This window comes from Pseudomonas proteolytica (assembly GCF_007858275.1).
GTDB lineage: Bacteria > Pseudomonadota > Gammaproteobacteria > Pseudomonadales > Pseudomonadaceae > Aquipseudomonas > Aquipseudomonas proteolytica.
On sequence record NZ_VFEV01000008.1, the window covers coordinates 151,521 to 172,017 of the forward strand.

A 20,497-nucleotide genomic window follows, 5' to 3' on the forward strand; every position below is an offset into this window, starting at 1 on the left:
GGAATCACTCGCAGGATCAATGGGCGTGCTCGGCCGAAGCCTTGCCCAGTTCGGACTTGAGGACGAAGCTGCCAACGGTCGCCACCTCGACGCCAGCCTCCAGGCCCTGGCGCACCTCGACAAAGCCGTTTTCACTGACACCCAGTTCAACGTGGCGGGTGACGAAACCTTCGGCGGTGCGCACAAACAGCGAGGGTTTGTCTTCCACGGTCTGGATCGCCTCCACCGGCACAGTGACCGGCGCCGAATAGCTATCCGTGGCCACCTGCACCGCGACAAACAGGCCGGGGCGCCACGAGTCGTCGGGGTTGGCCACGCTGACCCGCACCGTGGCGGTACGCGTCTGCTCGCCCAGCAAGTTGCCGACATAGGCCACGGTGCCCATCACGTCGGTACCCATTTCCGCCGAGCTGACCTTCACCGGCCGACCGACCTGGACCTTGTTCAGATCCTTGGGGAACACACCAAACGTGACCCACACCTGGGACAGGTCCGACAGGGTGAAAGCGGCGCTGGTCTCACTCACCACTTCGCCAACGCCCAGGTGTTTTTCCACCACCACTCCGGCAAACGGCGCACGCAGTTCGTAGCGATTGCCGCCGACCAGGACCGCGCTGCCACTCAGGGCGTTCATCTTTTGCCGTGCGTTGTTCAGGGCAATTTCGGCTTCTTGCAGGGCCTGGCGTGCCAGCAGGTAATCCTGTTCGGCGGAGATCTTGTCCTGCCATAACTGGCGCTCGCGCTGGAAGGTGGTGCGGGCCAGTTCGACCCGGCGTTGGCTGGCCGCCAACTCGCTGCGCTGATCCGAAATCTGCTGGCTGGCGATCACCGCCAACAGCTCGCCTTGCTTGACCCTCTGCCCAAGGTTGACCTTCACCGACTCCACCACCCCCGCCGCACGGGGCACGATATGGGAGGTGCGGTCTTCGTCGAATCGCACCTCGCCCGGCAACGACAGCAGGGTGCTGATTTGTCGGGGCTGGGCCTTGGCCAGTTGAATGCCGGCGGCCTGGATCTGCTGCTCATTGAGCACCAGCACGCCCTCTTCCTCTTCTTCCTCCGGCGCTTTGACGCTCGCCACCGGTGCCTGGGGCGCCACGCTGGTGGCCGGCCAAAACACCATCGCCGCGAGGGCAATAGCCGCTGCAACAGCCAAAGCCAGGCCTTGTTGTTTGTTCATGGGGAACTCCTGAAAGATCAAATGCGGGCGAGGTCGCCGTAAATCCGTTCGATGCGCACCCAGGCATCGGTGGCCTGGGCGAGTGCGGCGAGGTATTGGGTGCGGGCGGCGATCAAGGTGCGCTGGGCGTCGAGCACATCGAGGAAGTTGAACTTGCCCATCTCAAAGCCACGGGTGGCGCTGTCCACCGCGCTTTGGGCGGCGGGCAGGATCACTTGGTTGAAGGCGCGCACCTCACTGTTGGCGGTTGCCCACAGGTCCAGGGCCTGGCGGGTTTCGGTGCGCAGGCGCAGCTCGGTGGCGTTGCGCAGGTCCCGCGCCTGATCGGCTCGGCGGCTGGCCGCCAGCACATTGCCCTGGTTACGATTGAATAGCGGGATCGGCATCGAGACGCCCACCAGATTCACCCGCTCGCGGACGCTGGCGTCATACTGGCTGCCGATGGAGACATCCAGGTCGGGAATCCGCTGGGCCTTCTCCAGGCCCAGGCCGGCGTCCCGTTGCTGGATTTGCAGCTGCGCCAGGCGCAGTTCGGCGGTGCTCTCCAGGCGCGCCAGCAGTTGGGTGGCCGAAGGCAGCGCCGGCGTATTCACGGCACCTGCCTCGACACGTTCAAAACCGATGGTGGCGCTGCCAGTGATGGCCGCCAGGCGGCGATAGGCATCACTTACGCCGATCTCGGCGCGGCTGCGCTCCAGGCGGATTTGCGAGACTTCTACCTGGGCGCGGGTGGCTTCGACCGGCGACGCCTTGCCCGCCGTGACCCGGCCATTGGCAATCACCAGGCCGCGCTCGGCCAGGGCCATTGAACGCTGGGCCAGTTCCAGGCGCTCCTGGGCCCACAGCGCACCATAAAAGCCATCGATGACCTCGGCACGCAGCAGGTTGCGCCGCTGTTCCAGTTCCTGGGCGGCCGCATCTTGGGCCCGCGAGGCCACCTCGATGCGCGCCCCGCGCTTGCCGCCCAGCTCCAGGGTCTGGCTCAGCTTGACGGTGGTTGTGCGGGTGCTGCGGCGGGTGTCTTCGGCATCCCAGGAGGCCACCGGGTTGGGGATCAGCCCGGCCTGCTGGCGACCGCCCTGGGCGATGTCGATTTCCCATTGCGCAGCGGCCAGGTCCGGGTTGCCGGCAAACGCATTTTGCAGGGCCGATTCGAGGGTCAGGGTCTGGGCGCTTGCCACTTGGGCCATCGCCAATAACCCCACTACGGAGCACACAATTGTTCTTGAAAACATTGGCATAACAAGCGTTCCACACCCATGAGTTGGCGGACAAATCCAAGCAGGGGCAATGTAACTTTCGCTACTTATCAGGGGGGGTGGCCAGAACATTACAAATCCGTTAGCAAAGGCTCTGGCCCGGGCTTTTGCTTTAACCTTCGCGGCAATTTCAGCGACTTCCCCTTGCACCGAGGCACCCTCGACATGCGAATCCTGGTTATCGAAGATGAACTGAAAACGGCCGAGTACTTGCACCAGGGACTGAGCGAGAGTGGCTATGTGGTCGACTGCGCAGCCAGTGGCGCGGACGGCGTTCACCTGGCGCGGCAACACGCCTATGACCTGGTGATTCTGGATGTGAACCTACCGTTCATGGACGGTTGGGATGTGTTGCAGCGGATCCGCCAGACCAGCAACACGCGGATCATGATGCTGACCGCCCACGGCCGCCTGGCCGACAAAATCAAAGGCCTGGAACTGGGCGCCGACGACTACCTGGTCAAGCCTTTCGAGTTTCCCGAACTGCTGGCCAGGGTCCGTACCCTGATGCGCCGCAGCGTCGAGGCGGCGGTACCGGACGTGCTGCGGGTGGCCGACCTGGAACTGGACCAGGGTCGCCACCGGGCCTTTCGCGGCAGCCAGCGCATTGACCTGACCACCAAGGAGTTCGCCCTGCTGCACTTGCTGATGCGCCAGAGCGGCGTGGTGCTGTCACGTACGCAAATCATCTCGTTTGTGTGGGACATGAACTTCGATTGCGACACCAACGTGGTCGAAGTCTCGATCCGCCGCCTGCGCGCAAAGATCGACGACCCGTTCGAGCACAAGTTGATCCACACCTTGCGCGGGGTGGGCTACGTGCTGGAAGAGCGCGAGTAGCGGTCCGTGCGCGAGCGGTGCCTGGCTAAAACCCTGGCCTTCGTTATGGACTGCCCCTATGGGAGCGGGCTTGCTCGCGAAAGCAGCCTGTCAGTTGATGCATGTGCCGACTGACACACCGCTTTCGCGAGCAAGCCCGCTCCCACATTTGTAAGGCGGTGGCTTTAAAAAACCGGTCGATTGGCAAACCGCACGGCACTGGCCACGCCGACCGCGCCCATCACCATGCAATAAAAAACGCAAATCCATGGGCTGGCGGGCATCAATGCAATCAGCATCAACGGCGTAGTACTCGCCCACAGCGCGTAGGCGATGTTGTAGGTAAAGGAAATCCCCGACACCCGCACCGGCGCCGGGAACAGGCTGACCATCACCGAAGGCACCGCGCCCACCACCCCGCAACTCAACCCGGCAATGGCATAGGCCGCGCCCAGCCACACGCCGCCGGCAATCAGGCTGGCGTAAAGCACGGCGATGCCCACCGGCAGCAGCAGGCTGTAGACCAGCACCGCGCGCCAGGCGCCGATGCGATCCACCAACAGGCCCGCCAATACGCAACCGATATTCAGGAAGACGATGCCCAATGCACTCAAGGCGAAGGTGTGGCTGGGGCTCATGCCGAAGGTTTTCTGCATCATGGTTGGCGTGATCACCACCAACACCACCACCGCCGAGGTGAGCACACAGGTCAGCAACATGGCCGGCAACAATGCCTGGCGATGGTCGCGCAACACCGTGCGCAGCGGCAGTTCGGCGTCGGCCTGGCGGCGCGCCTGCATGGCCAGGAACACCGGGGTTTCACTGAGCCAGCGGCGTAGCCAGACACCGATCACACCAAACACACCGCCCAATAGAAACGGAAAACGCCAGGCGTAATCGAGGATTTGTTCAGCGGTGAACATCTGCGCCAGCAAGGTCGCCGTCAATGCCCCCAGCAGGTAACCGAAGGTCAGCCCGGCTTGCAGGAACCCCAAGGCATAACCGCGATGGTTGGCCGGCGCGTGCTCAGCGACAAAGACCCAGGCGCTGGGCACTTCGCCACCCACCGCGGCGCCCTGCAAGACCCGCAGCGCCAGTAGGATCAGCGGTGCGAAATAGCCGATTTGCGCGTAGGTCGGCATGATCCCGATCAGTAGGCACGGCAAGGCCATCATCAGGATGCTCAGGCTGAACACCCGCTTGCGCCCCAGGTGATCGGCGAAGTGCGCCATCAGGATGCCGCCCAGCGGCCGCGCCAGGTAGCCGGTGACGAAAATTCCGAAACTCTGCAGCAGGCGCAGCCATTCGGGCATTTCCGGGGGGAAGAACAACTGGCTCAGGGTCAGGGCGAAAAATACGAAAATGATGAAGTCGTAGATTTCCAGGGCACCGCCCAGGGCGGCCAGGCCCAGGGTTTTATAGTCGGAGCGGGAAAAGCGCTGCGCCTGTGGATAAGCGGTGGCAGTCATAGAGAAGCTCGGCAGACAGACAAAATGGCGTGCAGGTTATGAGCTGGGCCGGATCCTGGCAATCGCAGCGGATATATTCGGTTTACTCATTGATCCATGAAAATAACAACATTCCCAAATAAATGGCCGTGGGCCAAGATGCCCGCAATCCGCCCCATAATAAATACAAGAGGTAAATAACGTGGCCGATCCTATCGAAGAAAGCCGCTACGCCCGCTTTGCCCTGCGATGCTCGAACTTTGCCGAACGCTGGTTTCCTGACTCCTGGGTGTTTGCCGCCCTCGCCGTGATCATTGTCGCCGTGGCCGCGCTGGGCATGGGTGCAGCGCCCACCGACGCCGCCAAGGCCTTTGGCGACGGTTTCTGGAGCCTGATACCGTTCACCATGCAAATGGCCTTCGTGGTGATTGGTGGCTATGTGGTCGCCAGCTCGCCGCCTGCCGTGAAGTTGATCGACCGCCTGGCGCGCATCCCGAAAAACGGCCGCTCGGCCGTGGCGTGGGTGGCGTTGATCTCGATGGTTGCCTCGCTGCTCAACTGGGGCCTGTCCCTGGTGTTCGGCGGGTTGCTGGTGCGGGCGCTGGCCCGCCGCACGGATTTGCGCATGGACTATCGCGCTGCCGGCGCGGCGGCCTATCTGGGCCTGGGTGCCGTGTGGGCGCTGGGATTGTCGTCATCGGCCGCGCAACTGCAGGCCAACCCGGCCAGCTTGCCGCCGTCGATCCTGGCGATCACCGGCACTATTCCCTTCACCGATACGATCTTTTTGTGGCAATCGGGCGTGCTGTTGCTGGCGCTGATTGTGGTGTCGCTGGTCATCGCCTACGTCACCGCACCGGGCCCCAACTCGGCGCGTGACGCCAAGGCCTGCGGTGTGGACCCGGCATTCAACCTGCCCAAGCCACAGCCACCAAGCCGTCCGGGAGAATGGCTGGAACACAGCCCGTTGCTCACCATTTTGCTGGCGCTGCTGGCTGCCGGCTGGCTGTTCCATGAGTTCTCGACCAAACCTGCGATCAGCGCTATCTCGGGGCTCAACACCTATAACTTCCTGTTCATCATGGTCGGCGCCTTGCTGCACTGGCGCCCGCGCAGCTTCCTCGATGCCGTGGCCCGCGCGGTGCCGACCACCACCGGGGTGTTGATCCAGTTCCCGCTGTATGGCTCCATCGCGGCGCTGATGACCGTGGTCAAGGGCGGCGATGGCCAGACCCTGGCCCACCATATCTCGACCTTCTTCACCTCCATCGCTTCACACGACACCTATGCGCTGCTGATGGGCGTGTATTCGGCGGTACTGGGGTTCTTTATCCCATCGGGCGGTGGCAAGTGGATCATCGAGGCGCCGTATGTGATGCAGGTGGCCAATGACCTGCAATATCACCTGGGCTGGGCCGTGCAGATCTACAACGCCGCCGAGGCGCTGCCGAACCTGATCAACCCGTTCTACATGCTGCCGCTGCTCGGTGTGCTGGGGCTCAAGGCGCGGGACCTGATTGGCTTCTCGTTTGTGCAGTTGCTGGTGCACACGCCGTTGGTGCTGTTTTTGCTGTGGGCACTGGGGACGACGTTGAAGTACATGCCGCCCGTGATGCCTTAACCCTTGAGAACCGCACCTGTCGTTACGACGGGTGCGGTCAGGTTGGAGTGTCGGGCAATTGGTTCAACAACGCCGGCAGTGCGTGCTGAACGGTATCCCATACCACCTCAAGGTTTATTTCAAAGTATCCATGTGCGATTCGGTTACGCATCCCGCGCATGCTGCGCCAAGGTACTTGTGGCTGACCTGCCGCAAAATCTGGGTATTGGTCCATTATTTTGGTCGACGCTTCGCCGATGATGATCAAACTCATGATCACCGCCTGTTGAGTGCGTTTGTCCTCAAAGAACTCCGCTTTACTCAGACCTTCGACAAAGATAATCGCGTCGGATGACGCTTGGCGCATGTGACCCAAGTAGTCTCCAAGACGTTTTGTCATACTGGCCGAGCCTCGGCCAATACCTGTGCACGAAACTTCAGTGGCAAGTCGCCAGGCGTCAGCAGATCAACGTTGACGCCCAACAGGTCCTGCAACTCGTCCTGAAGCCCACCGAGGTCAAACAGTGTGGTCCCAGGAGGGGCATCGACCAATAAATCAAGATCGCTGCCCTCTTTATCTGTACCCAGCAAAACCGAACCAAAGACTCTTGGATTAGAAATGTGAAAGCGCCCGACCACTTCACGCACGGCAGCTCTCTTAAGATCAAGGGCTATTGAAGGTTTCATGATTCACCTCGACGACATGCAAGATCAGGCCAGTCTAGCAGTGCCGCGAATGGATTCGCATGCTCGCGTCACTCCCTGGCAGCAGACGCTGCGTCAACTCCATGGCAAGCAATGTGGAAAAAGTTGCACCTCACGCACCAGGCCGCTTGTATGCGCCCCGCAAAAAAACGCATTTCCCGACGCATTTTCCCGGTCAGCCGCTACTGTGTGAGGGTGGGCATTCATCCCGCGCAGACGGGCTTTAGCTGACAAGGAAACACGCATGTTTAAACTGACCAGGCTGTCCTTCACCTTTGTCGCACTGACTGTGAGCACGGTCGTACACGCCGATGTCGAGCTTGACCTGGGCACCGTGCAACGGGTCAGGCAATTGTTCGCCTACCCCAATAATTGCAGTGTGATCTGCTTTCGGCCGCTGACGCTGGAACAGACAGTCGAGCACTACCTGACCCAGAGCCTGCACCGCGACGGCTACAGTCGGGCCAGGGTCAGTGTGAAAACCCAGCAGGACCAGGTCCGCGCCCACTTTACCGGGGTACCCGATGGGTATGGCCAGCCCTTGACCGCATTGTTGGACACCGCCGACCTGGCCTATGACGGGGCCCACCGGCTGAACCATGATGGCAAGTGGCAATTTAGCTGGTACCTGTTCCTGCCGTTGGGCATGGCCTTGGAAAACCGCAAGAGCATCGAGTTGATGCATTTTCCGCCCGACTACTCCCTGACCCATTACCAGGACTATCTGGAGTCGGCCACGACTGACCGTTGGGCCACATTACTGACCGCCAATGGCATAGCGGCGGCCCAGACCCCGGAGTACCAGACCATCATCGACATTGCGCCGATAGCCGCGCCCTCCACGGCCGGCAAGGACCTGGAAGGCGTGTATGGCTATTTCACCGAGTACCAGACGCGGATTGTCCGGGAGCTGAGCCTGCATCCCAGCGGCTCATTGCCAATGGTCGCCTTCGGCGCCCCCGTTCGCAGTTGGATCCAGCAACAGTACGGGCAAACCCTTGGCGTATTGGGCCTGGGGCAGATAAGCCCGGCCGAGGGCAGTAGCGTCGCCGTATTGGGGGCCAATCACCCCAGTTACATCTGGTACGCCGCCAACCCGGACAGCTACGACGGTGATGAACAGAAGGCCGACGACGCCGGCCTGAAAGTCATGGGCCAGGACTTGAGCGCAGCGTGCTGGCAGGCCGGCATGGGCCAGAAGCCGGCCAGCGATCCCAACGTGTTGCTCAAAGGCTGCATGAATACCTGGCAGGTCACGCGCAAGGAACAGACTTGCGAGCTGTTCTACACCTCGATTCGCGAACTGTCCGCCGACCACGCCAGGGAAAAATGCGCCACCGCCACCATCAAGACGCAGCTCAAGCGCCTGAAAAGCCCGCTGCCAGAAGCCTCTGTACCCGCCCCCGCCCTTTGAGCATCCGGCTTATCCGTTTTGGCTTACGCAAAAAAAAGCCGATATCTACTGTCAGATTTGACAGTAGATATCGGCTGCAACTTGCGTAAACCTTGGAACGTGCCCACTTGCTGCAAGACTGGCAGTCATATCAACACCAGGAGGTCGATGCAGCCCGACAAGGAATGCTATGAAAACCCAAGTCATGGAAGATGCGCCGGCTGATGCGATCGACTGTATTTATCCCTTCGCCAACCTGCTGGCCAAAAAAGGTTACCCCTCGCCCCGACAGTTCGAAGTCGTAAGCACCCGCAATGGTCGCGGAACCGGCATCAAAACCCGCGTCGCCTTCGACAGCCGTATACGTATTGCGAAGATTTCCGGGTACGCATTGGGCGAACGGCACTTGCACACGCTGCAGATATCGTCACGTATCCACTTGTACGACCCGTGGTTCAGCGGCCTGCTCCTGCATTCGTGCGATCCGAATGTGTTTCTCGACATCAGCGAACTGGAGCTATGGTCGATCCAGGCCATTCGCCCCGGCACGCTGCTGACGATGGATTACGCTACCACCGAAGATGTGCTGTTCCGCCAGTTCGCTTGCCGCTGCGGTGCCGGTAACTGCCGCGGCTGGATCACCGGCGCAAAAGAGCCGCTGAACCCGCAGGGCCAACTGTTCATGGAACAGTGGCGCCAACGCAAACGCTATTAAATCGCCTCAATCGGGCGCAGGCGGTACTGCGGCGGCAGTTGCTCGAACCCGGTGATGGTGGCGTTGAGGCTTTTCCAGCGGCCGTCCTTGATGCCGTAGATGCAACCGTGGATCGACAGGCTCTGCCCGCGGTGCCAGGCGTTCTGCACAATGCTGGTGTGACCGACATTGGCCACTTGCTGGATGACGTTGAGTTCACACAGGCGATCAACGCGTTCTTCTTCGGTGGGCAACTGGGCCAGCACTTCGCGGTTCTCGTAGTACAGGTCGCGGATCGAGCGCAGCCAACCGTCGATCAGGCCAAACTGGCGATCCTGCATCGAGGCACGTACGCCGCCACAGCCATAGTGGCCGGTGACCAGGATATGTTTGACCTTGAGCACATCCACCGCGTACTGGATCACCGACAGGCAGTTAAGGTCGGTGTGCAGCACCACGTTGGCCACATTGCGGTGCACAAACAGGTCGCCAGGCAGCATGCCGACGATCTCGTTGGCCGGCACCCGGGCGTCCGAACAGCCGATCCACAGGTATTCCGGGGTCTGCTGGCGGGCGAGCTTGGCGAAGAATTCGGGATCTTCCTGTTTGATCGCATCCGCCCAGCGTTCGTTGTTATCAAGCAGGTCTTGTAGTTCGTTCATCAGGGAAAGCCTCAGGAATGATGCGCAGTTTTGTGACTGACAACCGCTCGCCCAGGTCACGCCGCACGCAAATTAGCTTGAATCTTTGGGAGGCTGTGCCTGTCCACACACTATAAGCCCCACAGTATGAGGATTGGCCATGACGCAATCACGACGTCCGTACGGCGCCCCGACGCCTGCACCGATTGATGACAACGAAGATCGCATGGGCTCGATGCGCGAGCTGGATTTTGACGAGGAGGAGCCGACGGCGGAAATCGGCGATGAGATCCCCCGAGGTGAACGCGAGCACCTGATGCCCGACGAACGGGTGCGCGAGGCGGGGATGACGGGGGCTTCGACGGCGGATCACGAGCCCACGGATGATGATATGAGCCCCGAAACCCTGATCCATGAAGATGGCGCGCGGGATGCCCGGGAAGAAGGTGACGGCGAACAGGCCGATTGGGACCTGAGTATCGTCGATGAAGATGAGATTGGCGGCGGCAATGGCCTGGATGAGGCTGAGTTGGCCGATATTGACCCGATAGACGGCAACCGCTGACACACCTGGCCCTTGCAGGAGCTGGTTTGCCAGCGATAGCGGTATTGGATTCACCACTGCTATCGCTGGCAAGCCAGCTCCAATTACAAGGGGTGTTTAGTCGACCAGGGTGCAGGCCATGACGACGGCGTCTTCGCGACCACCGACGGCAGGGTAGTAATCGCGGCGACGGCCGATTTCGTTGAACCCATAGCGTTCATACAGGCGAAATGCGCCGGTATTGCTGTCGCGCACTTCGAGGAAGCATTCCCGGGCGCTGGCGGCATAGGCACGGGACATCAGGTGTTCCAGCAACGCCAGGCCCAGGCCGCGGCCCTGGTTTTCCGGTTTGACGGTGATGTTCAGCAAATGCGCTTCATCGAGGATGATCTGCACTACACCGTGGCCCACCTGCTGCTCGCCTTCGAACATCAGCCAGATCTGGTACTTGCCCAGCCCGTCGAGAAAGATGCCACGGGTCCAGGGGTGGCTGAACGCCGCATATTCGATTTTCAGCACGGCGTCGAGGTCAGCCTCGGTCATCGGGCGAAAGGATAAAGCCTCACTCATCGGTTGTTTTCCAGCGCGCCATCAGCCGGCGCATGGCTTGCCAGACATCAGCCTTACGCTGTGGCTCTTCCATTAATAATTCCAGGCCCGGCAAGGCCCACACCGAACCCAGGCCGTCGACCTGCAGCTCGCGGTACCAGGCCTCGGCATTCGCCTCACCGGCAAACCGCACGGCGGGCAGGCCGATCAGCCACAGGCATACGCAGGGTTCGTCTTCCAGGCGGGCCGAAACAAAGCCTTGCACGAAGTCACGCGCGGCGTCCGGGCCCTGGTCCATATTGCCGCGCACCAGCAGCGGCCAGCGCACGGGCTCGCCGACGATCTGCGGGCTGTCGGGCAGGCCGGCGGCGCGCAGCATGTCCTTGAGCAGCAGATAGGCAGGATCGCGGGCCTGGAAACGTTCGCCGGTCGGCAACTCCACCAACAACAAACAGCGCCCGGCCCGCAGCAGTTGCAAGGCAAAGCGCGGTGGCGGTACGACCGGGGTCTTGGCGACCGGCGCCGGGGCATCTTCGGCCACTGCGGCGACCTTGGGCGCCATTGATGGGCGCGGCACTTCGATCTTGACCCGCTCCGATGGCCGCACGGACGCTTCAGCCGCGGGCTTGACTACCGCAACCGGCGCCGCCGCTTCTTCGCCCGAGGCAGCGAACGGCTCGAACGGTTCCAGCGCTTGCAGCAGTTCGGGCCGCGACGGGGCGGCAAAGGGCAATTCGGTGCGCGGCAGCCAGTTGACCACCTGCATGGCGGTCAAGTAAGCGCGACGTCGGGACTCGATAAGCAAGGCTCGGCCACTTGTGGATAACTAAAGAGCGCAGATTCTACCGCCCTTCGGCAACGATCGCCCACCGTTGATGCTTTTCTCTGCATTCCTGACCCTCTATCGCGAAGGCGCCCTGACCGGCTGTGGATAAATCCCGCGCCTGATGCAGTACAATCGCCGCTTTTAATCGCCAACCAGCCGGCCATTCCGATGATCGAACCCAAGCGCGTCTTGCGCGCCCTCGCCGAACACTGGGCCCTGCTTGAGCCACTGTGCGAACACTTCGACCAAGGCACCCTGAGCCTTGGCGAGTTGCGCGCGCAACTGGCCGCCCAACAACTGGACAGCACGCCACAGGACATCACCAGCCTGCTGGACGTGTGGATTCGCCTGGATATCCTGGTGCCTGTCGCCAAAAGCCCGAACCGTTTCGAGCTCAATGCGCAGATCCATGACTTCCTGGCCTATCTTCGCAAGGAGCACCGGCTAGGCCTGTGCCTGGAAATCGAAGCCTACCTGCGCCATCTCGAGCGCCTGGCCGGCTATATCCAGGACGCCTTCGACATCCGCGACGGCCATGACCTGGCCCGCCAACTGCGGTTGTTGGACATGCGCGTGCGTGACGTGCTGAAAAAACTCGCCAACGACGAACAGGCCCTCGCTGCCGTGGCCGACCGCGCCAAGACCAGCGACCGGCAGATCCCGTTGCGCCAGCGCTATGCCGAGGTCCTGGCGACCTGGGATGAGTACGTCGAACCGATGATTCAACTGGTGAACGCCGACGGCGCCTTCGAGCAAGGCGTACGCAAGGTGGAGAACGTGCTGCTGCGCATGCTCACCGAGCAGCAGCGCCTGGGCCACCTGGTGGATGACGACATGTTGCTGCGCACCCACGCGCGCATCCTAGAAATGCAGACCAGCGCCCAGTTGACCTTGCGTCACGCCCGGGAACTGCTGCTGCCGCTGCGTGAAGAAGCACGCCGGCACAACGCGGTGACCCGTGGCGCGGCGCTGGCCCTGTCGGCAATCCGGCGCAAGGGCCTGGACGCGGTGCCGCAAGCGGCGATGCCGATGTTTACCCGGCCGCAAAGTACCTTCCTGGGCAGTGCCAGTCAGGTCGAGGCCTACGTGTATGCCCTGGCGAACTTCGAACCTAAACCGGCGCGCTTCCCCAAGGCGCACAAATCCCATAAGGGCGAAGCCCAGCGTGCGCCGCGTACGGTCAAGGAGATGCTGGAGCGTTGCGAAGACGCCCTGCCGATGCCGGACCTGATGACCTGGCTGCTGGAGCAGGAACCGGACGGTGCCACCGACGAATTGCTGTACTGGTTCTCGCGCCTGTCGCGGGAGAAGCGTTTCAAGCGCGAGCGCCTGGAACGCCAGGATTACCATACTCACGAGCACCAGGTCAGCCTGCGCTCATTCGCCCTGCTCCCGGCCAGCGACGCGGCCGAGCACTCTGCGAGCACACCTCATGCATCTTGATCTATCCGAACTGTCCCAACTGGCGCCGATCTTTCGCGAGTTGTTCAAGGGTTACCACGTCAGCCGCCGCGACCCAGAGTTGTACGCGCAACTGTCGAACTTCCAGGACCAGTACCGCACGCTGTTCAAGGCCTTGGGCTTTGAGCTGGTGTGCGATACCCGTGGTTTCTACTACTTCGTGCCGGACACCGCCGTAGCCGCCGCGCAGGTGAACAAGACCGCACAGCGCCTGGCACTGTTCACCTTTATCATCGTCGAGCACCTGGCCGATCAGGGCCGCGACCCGATTGCCGTGCTGGATGGTGGCAGCCTGGGCCGCGATGAGTTGCCCTCCTTGCTGGAGAAATACCGCGACCTGTTTATCCAGGCCGAAGTGCAGACCCAGGAAGAGCTGGAAGAAAAAATCATGCGCCGCATGACCCAGCTCGGCTTTGCCAGTGAAGATAACGGCGTCTACCGTTTCCTGCCGCCAATGCACCGTTTCCTCGACGTGTGCCTGTCGGTCCAGGCCGACCGCGACCTGGCGGCCAGTGTGCACAGCGTGCTGCCGTTGCCGGCGCCGGTGATCATCGACGAAGACAGCGATGAAAAACTGCTGCAGACCGATGACCCGCTGGACTTGAGCGAATTTGAAACACAAAGCGAGGAAGACGCCCTGGCCCGCGCCATTGCCGAAGAACAGGAGACCGATGCATGAGCAAGGAACGCTACGGCATTCGCCGCTTCGCCCTATTGAATACCGCCGGCTACAGCCTGGGCCTGTTCCCACTGGAAGAGCCGCTGTCGGTGTATGGCGCGAACAACCTCGGTAAATCGGCTTCGATCAACGCCTTGCAGTTCCCGATCCTGGCGCGCATGTCGGACATGAGCTTCGGCAAGTACACCCTGGAACAGTCGCGACGCTTCTACTTTGCCACCGACACCAGCTACATCCTCGTCGAAGTGTCCCTGCCCCATGGCCCCCACGTGATCGGCGTGGTCGGCCGCGGCCCGGGCGGCGGTTTCGGTCACCAGTTCTTTGCCTACGCCGGCAAGCTGGACCTGGCCCACTATCAGAAGAACGACACCTGCCTGCGCCAGAAAGAGCTGTTCACCAACCTTGAGCGCGAAGGCCTGAAAGCCTATGAGCTCAAGCCCGATGAACTGCGACGTTTGCTGGTGGGTGGCCATACTTCGATCCCGCTGGACCTGACCCTGATTCCGCTGCGCTCCACCAGCGAGCAAAGCCTGAAGACCTTCCGCGCACTGTTTATCAACCTGCTGCACATGCGCGAAATCACTGCGGCCAAGCTCAAGCAACTGTTCCTCGATGCGTTCGAGCACAGCCTGCGCTCTGGCAGCGTGGATTACATCGCCGCGTGCGAAGAAGCCTTCCGCGATGTGCGGCGCATGGAGCAGGACTACAACTCCCTGGTCGCCGCCGGCCCCTTGGTCGAAGCCTTGGCCAATGGTGTGAAACAGCGCGACGTCCTGCGTGGCAAGCTGCACCGTTTGTCGCCGTTGCTCGATTCGTTGCTGGGCACCTGGTCGGACTACGCCAGTGCACGCAAGGAAGAGCTGACAATCCAGGCCGAACACTACCGCAACGAGCAGGATGCGCTGCAGAACGATCAGCGCGGTGGCACCCAGGAATTGATGCGCCTGGAGCGGGAAATCAGCGGTATCCAGCGCTGGTTGGGCGAGTTGTCGGTGCTCAAGCATCGCTTTGCGCTGGTGGATGACGTCAAGGTCCTGGAGCAGCAACTGCTGGCCGCCAAGGATGCGCACGACGAACTGGCCGGCGCCCTGGCGCAGTCGCGACAGTTCAGCGCCGAGGATCTGGATGAGCGCCTGCGCGACCTGGAAAAACGCCTGAAGTCGGTCAAGCAGCAACTCGATCACGCCGACAACAACAGCTACGCCAAACTGCGGGAAGAATTCTCACAGCAGGACGTCGAGCGTCTGATGCGCCTGTTCAACAGTTCGCTGTTCAGCCTGCCGCTGGGCGAACATGGCATCACCCTGGATGAAGACGGCCAGTGGGTAAAATCCCTGGAGCTGATCCTTGATGGCTTCACCGGCGAGCGCTTTGAAGTGCCGGGGCTGTCCATCGACATCTCGCATATCGAGCCACCTGCCCTGCAAGCCTTGGCGGATCGTGCGGCATTGCGCGACCAGAAAGAACGCCTGGAAAAAGAACTCAAGCAACTCAAAACCCAGCAGGCGGTAGCGTCTGACCGGGCGGCGAGCAAGACCCAGACTGAAGCGCTGTACCAGCAAGTCCTGGATGCGCAGAAAGCCCTGGAAGACTTCCGTCGCAGCCAGACCCTGAGCGCCGAGGAAGGCGAAAAACTGGAGCACCTGGCGCAAATGGAAGCCGCGCAGGACGAGTTGAAACGCTCCAGCGATGCGTTTACCGAGCGCGTGCAGCAGCTGTCGGCCAAGTTGCAGCTGGTCGGCCGGCAAATCGGCGATATGGAAGCCAAGCAACGCACTTTGGATGACGCGCTGCGCCGTCGTCAGTTGTTGCCGGCTGACTTGCCGTTCGGCACGCCGTTCATGGACCCGGTCGACGACTCCATGGACAACCTGCTGCCACTGCTCAACGACTATCAGGACAGCTGGCAGGGTTTGCTGCGCGCCGATGGCCAGATCGAGGCGTTGTATGCCCAGGTGCGCCTCAAGGGCGTGGCCAAGTTCGACAGCGAAGACGATATGGAGCGTCGCCTGCACCTGTTGATCAACGCGTACGCACACCGTACCGACGAAGCCCTGACCCTGGGCAAGGCACGCCGTGCGGCGGTGACGGATATCGCGCGGACCCTGCGCAATATCCGCAGCGACTACGACAGCCTTGAGCACCAGTTGGCGCTGTTCAACCGCGAGATCAACAAGCGCCAGGTGTCGAACCTGCAAAGCTTCCGCATTGTGCTCGCGCCCAACAAGGAAGCCCTCAAGCATATCGACCAGATCATCCACAGCGCTGGTCAGTATGAGGAAGGCGAGACCCTGTCGGTGTTCGACCTCAGCCAAAGCGCCGAGCAGGACAACAAGAACGAAGAGGCTAAGGAATACCTGGCGCGCCTGGTCGCCGCCAACCATAACCAGTTGGGGCTCAAGGATCTGTTCGAGTTGGCGTTCGAGATCACCAAGGTCAATGGCCAGCCGGTGATTCACACCGACATCGATGGTGCCGCGTCCAACGGCACCACCATGACCATCAAGGCGCTGACCAACATGTACTTGTTGCTGCACTTGATGGACCGCGACCAGGCCGGTCGCGTGCGCCTGCCGTACTACCTTGATGAGGCAGCGGATATCGACGAGAAGAACCAGGCAGCCCTGCTGGAAACCAGCCTGCAACTGGGCTTCGTGCCGATCCTGGCCAGTGTGAAGCCGCAGGTTTCCGCCCAGGTGGCGATCGACCTGGAAGGCGGCAGCGGGCCGAACGGGATCTACATCGATGAGGCGGACTGGAAATACATCCGTCGCCATGATGTGGTGAAGGCAACGGTGAATGTGCAGGCGGACGAGCCGGAGTTGGATGAGGTCTGACCAGCCCCTGTGAAGCAATAAAAAGGCCGCGATCTTTTGGATCGCGGCCTTTTTTGTGGCTCCTGGATTTATTTCCCCAGCGGGATCTTCGGCGCCCAGATCAGCCATTCGTCTTCAAACTTGTCGAACAACGGGAACGTCTGCTCAGGCAGCGCCGGGTTGCCCATGCGCTCGCCGTCGGGAGTGGCAAAGGCGATCCCGCCCTGAATCAGGGTTTCCAAGGACTCGGTGCGTACGGTCGCGCCTTTGAACAGACCGAAGTCCAGACCAAAGCCACTGCTGTTCCAGAAACGGCTGCCACTGCGAACCAACGGTGCGTACTTGGGCTCGATCAGCACATGAATCAGCACGCGATCAGCGGTCTTGCCCAGCTCGTATCCAGTGACCTTGCCCACGGTGACTTCACGGTAGGTGACCGGTACGCCGACTTTCAACGAACCACGACGGGCGGCGCTGAGTACCAGGCTCAAGCCGGCCTCCTGCACATTGGTCTCTGGTGGCTGGGCCAGGGCCACGAAGTTCTTTTGCGGGCCGGTGCTTTTCACCGGTGGCAGAACTTCGATGTACTGGCCTGTGACCAGGGTTTCCAGGTTGGCGGTTTTCATCAGGCCCAACTCGGGCTTGACCACCCAGAACTGGCTGCCGGCGCGGGCGATCCGCTCAGGCACTTCGGTGATGCGTGCGCTGAGCATCACCGACTGCATGTCGGCGCTCAGGTCGACGCTTTCAATCTTGCCCACGTCCAGGCCTTTGAAGCGGATCGGCGTGTCGGTGCGCAGGCCATCGGCGCGGTCCACCTTGATGGTGATCAGGGTGCCGCGTTGGCTGGAGGCTTCATGATCGGCAAACAGGCGGAAACGTGGAATGCGATTTCTCAGCGGCACATTCGGCTCAGGGGTTTCAAAGGCGATACCACCGGCCATCAGGCTTTGCAGGGATTCGCTTTTGACCTGGATGCCGCCGGTGAGTCCACCGGTAAGGGTCACGCCACTGGCGTTCCAGAAACGCGTCGAGCCGTTGACCAGGCCTTCGTATTCCTTCTCGATATGCACGCCGATCACCAGTTGCTTGCGCTTGCGCGAAAACTGATAGCTCTGTACCGAACCGACCTTGACCTGCTTGTAGAGGATCGGGCTGCCGACCTCCAGGGAGCCGAGGCTCTCGGTGAGCAGGACCAGGTGCAAGCCTGGGGAGCGCAGGTCCAGCGGTGGCGCCTTGGGCCGCGCGACAAACTCGCGTTGCGGGCTGGCGCCTTTGTCGCCGGGACGGATAGCAATGTAGTTACCCTTGACCAACGCTTCCAGGCCAGTGATGCCCGCCAGGGAAATGGACGGCTTGACCACCCAGAACTGGGTGCCTTCCACCAGGTAGTCCTCGGCCAATGGGTCGAGGGTCAGGTCGGCGCTGGCGCTGGACAGATCAGAGTCCACCTTCAGAGCCTTGAGGCTGCCGACCTGGATACCTTTGTACATCACCGGTGTGCGACCTGCCTGCAGGCCCTCGAAGTCACTGAGCTTGACCTTGACGCGGATACCCGCGGCGGCGGCATCGAAGTCTTCGTAGAGGCGGAACGGCAGGCTCGGATCGGTGGGCGGGCTGTCCTTGCGATTCTCCGGCGTGGCGAAGGCGATACCTCCGGAGACAATGCTGGCCAGGGACTCGCTGCGCACTTTGACCCCGGACAGGTTGGCGTCGATGCTGATGCCGCTGGCATTCCAGAAGCGCGTATGTTTGCGCACCAGGCTGGCGTAGGTCGGCTCGATGTAGATCTTCACCTCGACGGTGTTCTGATCGGCGGACAGCAGGTAGCTTTTGACCTGGCCGACCTGGATCTGTTTGTAGAACACCGGGCTGCCACGGTCGAGCGAGCCGAGCCGCTCGGCCTTGACGGTCAGGTGCAGGCCGGGCTTGGCGTCGGATAAAGGTGGCTCTTCGGAGAGCGCCTTGAACTTGCGCGTAGGCTCGCCGTCGCCAGGGCTGGCAGCGATATAGTTGCCCGAGACCAGGGTTTCCAGGCCTGTAATGCCAGCCAGGCTGACGCTTGGCTTGACCAGCCAGAAGCGCGTATTGGCCTTGAGGTACTGCTCGACATCCTTGTTCATCTCGATGGTGGCAATCACCCCGCGATTACTGCCCTCATCATCCAGGGCCAGGGTCTTGACCTTGCCCACAGGCATGCCTTTGTAGACCACTTCTGTCTTGTTGACCTGGATGCCTTCGCCGCTCTCAAAGCGAACCTGGATCTCGATGCCCGTCTGGCTGTAGGCACGCCATCCGAGCCAGCCGCCGATCACCAGGGCGATCAAGGGCAGTACCCATATGGCCGACCAGTTCGAAGCGGGGCGGGTTTTAGCCTTTGGCAAATCAGTCATGGTCGTCGTCCGACTCCGTGTTATCCCAAATCAGTCGGGGATCGAAAGTTACTGCAGCAAGCATCGTCAAAATCACCACACTGGCGAATGCCACGGCACCGAGATTGGCCTCGATACTGGCAAGTCGCCCAAAGTTTACGACCGCAACCAGAATAGCGATCACGAAAATATCCAGCATGGACCAGCGGCCGATGAATTCGATAAAGCGGTACATGATAATGCGTTGTCGGGCAGAAAGCGGCTGGTGACGCTGCACCGAGAACAGCAACAGCGCAATGCCTACCAGCTTGAAGGTTGGTACCAGGATACTGGCAATAAACACCACGGCGGCAATCGGGAACATACCGTGCTGAACCAGTTCGATCACGCCGGCCATGATCGTGCTCGGCGCGCCCTGCCCCAGGGAGTTGACCGTCATGATAGGCAACAGGTTAGCCGGGATGTACAGAATTGCCGCAGTAATCAGCAATGCCCAGGTGCGCATCAGGCTGTTTGGACGGCGAGCGTGGACCAGCGCCCCGCAACGGGTGCAGGTTTGCTCGTCGGTGTCCGGGTCTTGCCTGTTCAATTCGTGACATTCAGTACAGATCAGAATGCCAGCATCAATCGCCCGCATGTTCGTCCTCCCCGGACAACGCTTGCCAGATCTGATGAGGTGACATGACTACCTCCAGCAGCACCTGGACCATCAACAGGCTGACAAAACAGGCCAGTCCCAGGCCTACGCTGAGGGCGGCCATGTCGGCCAACTTTACGATCGCCACCAGCACGCCCATCAGGTAGACCTCAAGCATCCCCCAATCGCGCAGATGGTGATAAATGCGGTACAGCAACAGGCCGTAGTTGCGGCCTACGTTCCAACGAATGCTGAGCAAGACCGCCAGTTGGCACAGCAACTTAAGCAATGGAATGCCCATGCTGCACAGGAACACCACCACGGCCACGCCTTGCATCCCGGTATTAAACAGGGCGACTACGCCGCTCCAGACCGTGTCTTCAGAAGACTGCCCGAGTAGATTGAGCTGCATGATGGGTAGAAAGTTCGCCGGGATGTACAGCAACAGCGCCGCGATCACCAAGGCCAGGCTGCGCTCGACGACATTGTAGCGGTGGGCGTACATCTCATAACCACAGCGCGGGCACAGGGCCTTTTCACCGTGCGCAAGTTCTGGCTTGCGCATCAGCAAGTCGCACTCATGACAGGCAACCAGGTCCTCCAGAGGTAGGTCGGACACCTGAGGGGTATCAACCGGGTCGGACATATAGGGCTCTAAGTCTAAAATGATCAGGCGTCTATTCTAGTGTTCTGGCTCAGAAATAACTGTGCAAATTTGTCGGGGTGAACAGTGGCGATATGCCAGAACCTTTTCGACCGCCCAAAACAAAACCCCAACTGCTTTCGCAATTGGGGTTTCGGAATTTAATCTTGACGATGACCTACTCTCACATGGGGAAACCCCACACTACCATCGGCGATGCATCGTTTCACT

At 61.1% G+C, this 20,497-nt stretch carries 19 protein-coding genes; 8 read left to right on the top strand and 11 right to left on the bottom strand.

Annotated features, from left to right (window positions below; all coding sequences use genetic code 11):
* Positions 1-16: 16 nt before the first annotated feature.
* Positions 17-1,180, bottom strand: coding sequence for an efflux RND transporter periplasmic adaptor subunit (locus FIV38_RS08270; protein ID WP_092233429.1), 1,164 nt, complete (start codon positions 1,178-1,180; stop codon positions 17-19).
* Positions 1,181-1,197: 17 nt separating this feature from the next.
* Entirely contained in the window at positions 1,198-2,421 is a 1,224-nt protein-coding gene (locus FIV38_RS08275) for a TolC family protein (protein WP_092233426.1), read from the bottom strand.
* Between the two features lie 183 nt (positions 2,422-2,604).
* On the opposite strand from FIV38_RS08275, the gene FIV38_RS08280 reads away from it, so the two are divergent.
* A complete protein-coding gene (locus FIV38_RS08280; RefSeq protein WP_092233423.1) occupies positions 2,605-3,279 on the top strand; it encodes a heavy metal response regulator transcription factor in 675 nt (224 codons plus the stop codon).
* A 164-nt stretch (positions 3,280-3,443) separates the two neighbouring features.
* Here FIV38_RS08280 and FIV38_RS08285 read toward each other — a convergent pair whose 3' ends face one another.
* Positions 3,444-4,727 (bottom strand): MFS transporter, encoded by a 1,284-nt coding sequence (locus FIV38_RS08285; protein ID WP_029295808.1) that lies wholly within the window; start codon positions 4,725-4,727, stop codon positions 3,444-3,446.
* 181 nt (positions 4,728-4,908) lie between these two features.
* Here FIV38_RS08285 and FIV38_RS08290 point away from each other — a divergent pair, with 181 nt between their 5' ends.
* The gene (locus FIV38_RS08290) at positions 4,909-6,327 is read left to right on the top strand and encodes a short-chain fatty acid transporter (protein ID WP_029295811.1); all 1,419 of its coding nucleotides are present in this window, start codon (positions 4,909-4,911) and stop codon (positions 6,325-6,327) included.
* A gap of 37 nt (positions 6,328-6,364) precedes the next feature.
* Here the strand turns inward: FIV38_RS08290 and FIV38_RS08295 are convergent, their stop codons facing one another.
* Both FIV38_RS08295 and FIV38_RS08300 read right to left on the bottom strand, forming a co-directional pair.
* A complete protein-coding gene (locus FIV38_RS08295) occupies positions 6,365-6,706 on the bottom strand; it encodes a HepT-like ribonuclease domain-containing protein (RefSeq protein WP_029295813.1) in 342 nt (113 codons plus the stop codon).
* Positions 6,703-6,993 carry a nucleotidyltransferase family protein gene (locus FIV38_RS08300; RefSeq protein ID WP_029295815.1) on the bottom strand — a complete coding sequence of 97 codons (291 nt, stop codon included), beginning with the start codon at positions 6,991-6,993 and terminating at the stop codon, positions 6,703-6,705. The genes FIV38_RS08295 and FIV38_RS08300 overlap by 4 nt, the downstream gene beginning before the upstream one ends.
* Positions 6,994-7,255: 262 nt before the next feature.
* Here FIV38_RS08300 and FIV38_RS08305 point away from each other — a divergent pair, with 262 nt between their 5' ends.
* Both FIV38_RS08305 and FIV38_RS08310 read left to right on the top strand, forming a co-directional pair.
* Positions 7,256-8,425, top strand: a complete 1,170-nt coding sequence (locus FIV38_RS08305) for a hypothetical protein (protein ID WP_092233420.1) — start codon at positions 7,256-7,258, stop codon at positions 8,423-8,425.
* A 169-nt stretch (positions 8,426-8,594) separates the two neighbouring features.
* The gene (locus FIV38_RS08310; RefSeq protein ID WP_092233417.1) at positions 8,595-9,119 is read left to right on the top strand and encodes an SET domain-containing protein; all 525 of its coding nucleotides are present in this window, start codon (positions 8,595-8,597) and stop codon (positions 9,117-9,119) included.
* Here FIV38_RS08310 and can read toward each other — a convergent pair.
* A complete protein-coding gene (gene can / locus FIV38_RS08315) occupies positions 9,116-9,760 on the bottom strand; it encodes a carbonate dehydratase (RefSeq protein ID WP_029295821.1) in 645 nt (214 codons plus the stop codon). The two genes, FIV38_RS08310 and can, sit on opposite strands and share 4 nt — an antisense overlap.
* A 139-nt stretch (positions 9,761-9,899) precedes the next feature.
* Here can and FIV38_RS08320 point away from each other — a divergent pair, with 139 nt between their 5' ends.
* Positions 9,900-10,304: a hypothetical protein gene (locus FIV38_RS08320; RefSeq protein WP_029295823.1), complete on the top strand. Its 405-nt coding sequence runs from the start codon at positions 9,900-9,902 to the stop codon at positions 10,302-10,304.
* Between the two features lie 96 nt (positions 10,305-10,400).
* On the opposite strand, the gene rimI is transcribed toward FIV38_RS08320, so the two are convergent.
* Together rimI and FIV38_RS08330 are read right to left on the bottom strand one after the other, a co-directional pair.
* The gene (gene rimI / locus FIV38_RS08325; RefSeq protein WP_005784514.1) at positions 10,401-10,853 is read right to left on the bottom strand and encodes a ribosomal protein S18-alanine N-acetyltransferase; all 453 of its coding nucleotides are present in this window, start codon (positions 10,851-10,853) and stop codon (positions 10,401-10,403) included.
* Positions 10,846-11,598 carry a flagellar biosynthesis protein FlhF gene (locus FIV38_RS08330; RefSeq protein ID WP_092233414.1) on the bottom strand — a complete coding sequence of 251 codons (753 nt, stop codon included), beginning with the start codon at positions 11,596-11,598 and terminating at the stop codon, positions 10,846-10,848. Before FIV38_RS08330 ends, rimI begins: the two co-directional genes overlap by 8 nt.
* 228 nt (positions 11,599-11,826) lie before the next feature.
* On the opposite strand from FIV38_RS08330, the gene mksB reads away from it, so the two are divergent.
* The 3 genes from mksB to mksF are packed head-to-tail and all read left to right on the top strand — an operon-like array spanning position 11,827 to position 16,635.
* Positions 11,827-13,101: an Mks condensin complex protein MksB gene (gene mksB, locus FIV38_RS08335; protein WP_070996414.1), complete on the top strand. Its 1,275-nt coding sequence runs from the start codon at positions 11,827-11,829 to the stop codon at positions 13,099-13,101.
* Entirely contained in the window at positions 13,091-13,798 is a 708-nt protein-coding gene (gene mksE / locus FIV38_RS08340; protein ID WP_029295831.1) for an Mks condensin complex protein MksE, read from the top strand. Before mksB ends, mksE begins: the two co-directional genes overlap by 11 nt.
* The gene (mksF, locus tag FIV38_RS08345) at positions 13,795-16,635 is read left to right on the top strand and encodes an Mks condensin complex protein MksF (protein ID WP_029295833.1); all 2,841 of its coding nucleotides are present in this window, start codon (positions 13,795-13,797) and stop codon (positions 16,633-16,635) included. The genes mksE and mksF overlap by 4 nt, the downstream gene beginning before the upstream one ends.
* Positions 16,636-16,703: 68 nt before the next feature.
* Here the strand turns inward: mksF and FIV38_RS08350 are convergent, their stop codons facing one another.
* From FIV38_RS08350 to FIV38_RS08360, 3 genes are read right to left on the bottom strand one after another with little or no spacing between them, the layout of a single operon-like run.
* Positions 16,704-19,007: a PqiB family protein gene (locus FIV38_RS08350; RefSeq protein ID WP_070996415.1), complete on the bottom strand. Its 2,304-nt coding sequence runs from the start codon at positions 19,005-19,007 to the stop codon at positions 16,704-16,706.
* Complete coding sequence (locus FIV38_RS08355; RefSeq protein ID WP_029295837.1) at positions 19,000-19,623, bottom strand: paraquat-inducible protein A; 624 nt, start codon at positions 19,621-19,623, stop codon at positions 19,000-19,002. The genes FIV38_RS08350 and FIV38_RS08355 overlap by 8 nt, the downstream gene beginning before the upstream one ends.
* The gene (locus FIV38_RS08360; protein WP_029295839.1) at positions 19,610-20,269 is read right to left on the bottom strand and encodes a paraquat-inducible protein A; all 660 of its coding nucleotides are present in this window, start codon (positions 20,267-20,269) and stop codon (positions 19,610-19,612) included. The genes FIV38_RS08355 and FIV38_RS08360 overlap by 14 nt, the downstream gene beginning before the upstream one ends.
* Positions 20,270-20,497: the final 228 nt, after the last annotated feature.

What these genes read in the sequence shown, in the direction of transcription:
- can (WP_029295821.1), bottom strand. Translation starts at nt 9,760, where the DNA reads ATGAACGAACTACAAGACCTGCTTGATAACAACGAACGCTGGGCGGAT.
- FIV38_RS08355 (WP_029295837.1), bottom strand. Translation starts at nt 19,623, where the DNA reads ATGCGGGCGATTGATGCTGGCATTCTGATCTGTACTGAATGTCACGAA.
- rimI (WP_005784514.1), bottom strand. Translation starts at nt 10,853, where the DNA reads ATGAGTGAGGCTTTATCCTTTCGCCCGATGACCGAGGCTGACCTCGAC.
- FIV38_RS08305 (WP_092233420.1), top strand. Translation starts at nt 7,256, where the DNA reads ATGTTTAAACTGACCAGGCTGTCCTTCACCTTTGTCGCACTGACTGTG.
- FIV38_RS08310 (WP_092233417.1), top strand. Translation starts at nt 8,595, where the DNA reads ATGAAAACCCAAGTCATGGAAGATGCGCCGGCTGATGCGATCGACTGT.
- FIV38_RS08295 (WP_029295813.1), bottom strand. Translation starts at nt 6,706, where the DNA reads ATGACAAAACGTCTTGGAGACTACTTGGGTCACATGCGCCAAGCGTCA.
- FIV38_RS08360 (WP_029295839.1), bottom strand. Translation starts at nt 20,269, where the DNA reads ATGTCCGACCCGGTTGATACCCCTCAGGTGTCCGACCTACCTCTGGAG.
- FIV38_RS08300 (WP_029295815.1), bottom strand. Translation starts at nt 6,993, where the DNA reads ATGAAACCTTCAATAGCCCTTGATCTTAAGAGAGCTGCCGTGCGTGAA.
- FIV38_RS08280 (WP_092233423.1), top strand. Translation starts at nt 2,605, where the DNA reads ATGCGAATCCTGGTTATCGAAGATGAACTGAAAACGGCCGAGTACTTG.
- FIV38_RS08350 (WP_070996415.1), bottom strand. Translation starts at nt 19,007, where the DNA reads ATGACTGATTTGCCAAAGGCTAAAACCCGCCCCGCTTCGAACTGGTCG.
- mksF (WP_029295833.1), top strand. Translation starts at nt 13,795, where the DNA reads ATGAGCAAGGAACGCTACGGCATTCGCCGCTTCGCCCTATTGAATACC.
- FIV38_RS08320 (WP_029295823.1), top strand. Translation starts at nt 9,900, where the DNA reads ATGACGCAATCACGACGTCCGTACGGCGCCCCGACGCCTGCACCGATT.
- FIV38_RS08270 (WP_092233429.1), bottom strand. Translation starts at nt 1,180, where the DNA reads ATGAACAAACAACAAGGCCTGGCTTTGGCTGTTGCAGCGGCTATTGCC.
- FIV38_RS08285 (WP_029295808.1), bottom strand. Translation starts at nt 4,727, where the DNA reads ATGACTGCCACCGCTTATCCACAGGCGCAGCGCTTTTCCCGCTCCGAC.
- FIV38_RS08275 (WP_092233426.1), bottom strand. Translation starts at nt 2,421, where the DNA reads ATGCCAATGTTTTCAAGAACAATTGTGTGCTCCGTAGTGGGGTTATTG.
- mksE (WP_029295831.1), top strand. Translation starts at nt 13,091, where the DNA reads ATGCATCTTGATCTATCCGAACTGTCCCAACTGGCGCCGATCTTTCGC.
- mksB (WP_070996414.1), top strand. Translation starts at nt 11,827, where the DNA reads ATGATCGAACCCAAGCGCGTCTTGCGCGCCCTCGCCGAACACTGGGCC.
- FIV38_RS08330 (WP_092233414.1), bottom strand. Translation starts at nt 11,598, where the DNA reads ATGCAGGTGGTCAACTGGCTGCCGCGCACCGAATTGCCCTTTGCCGCC.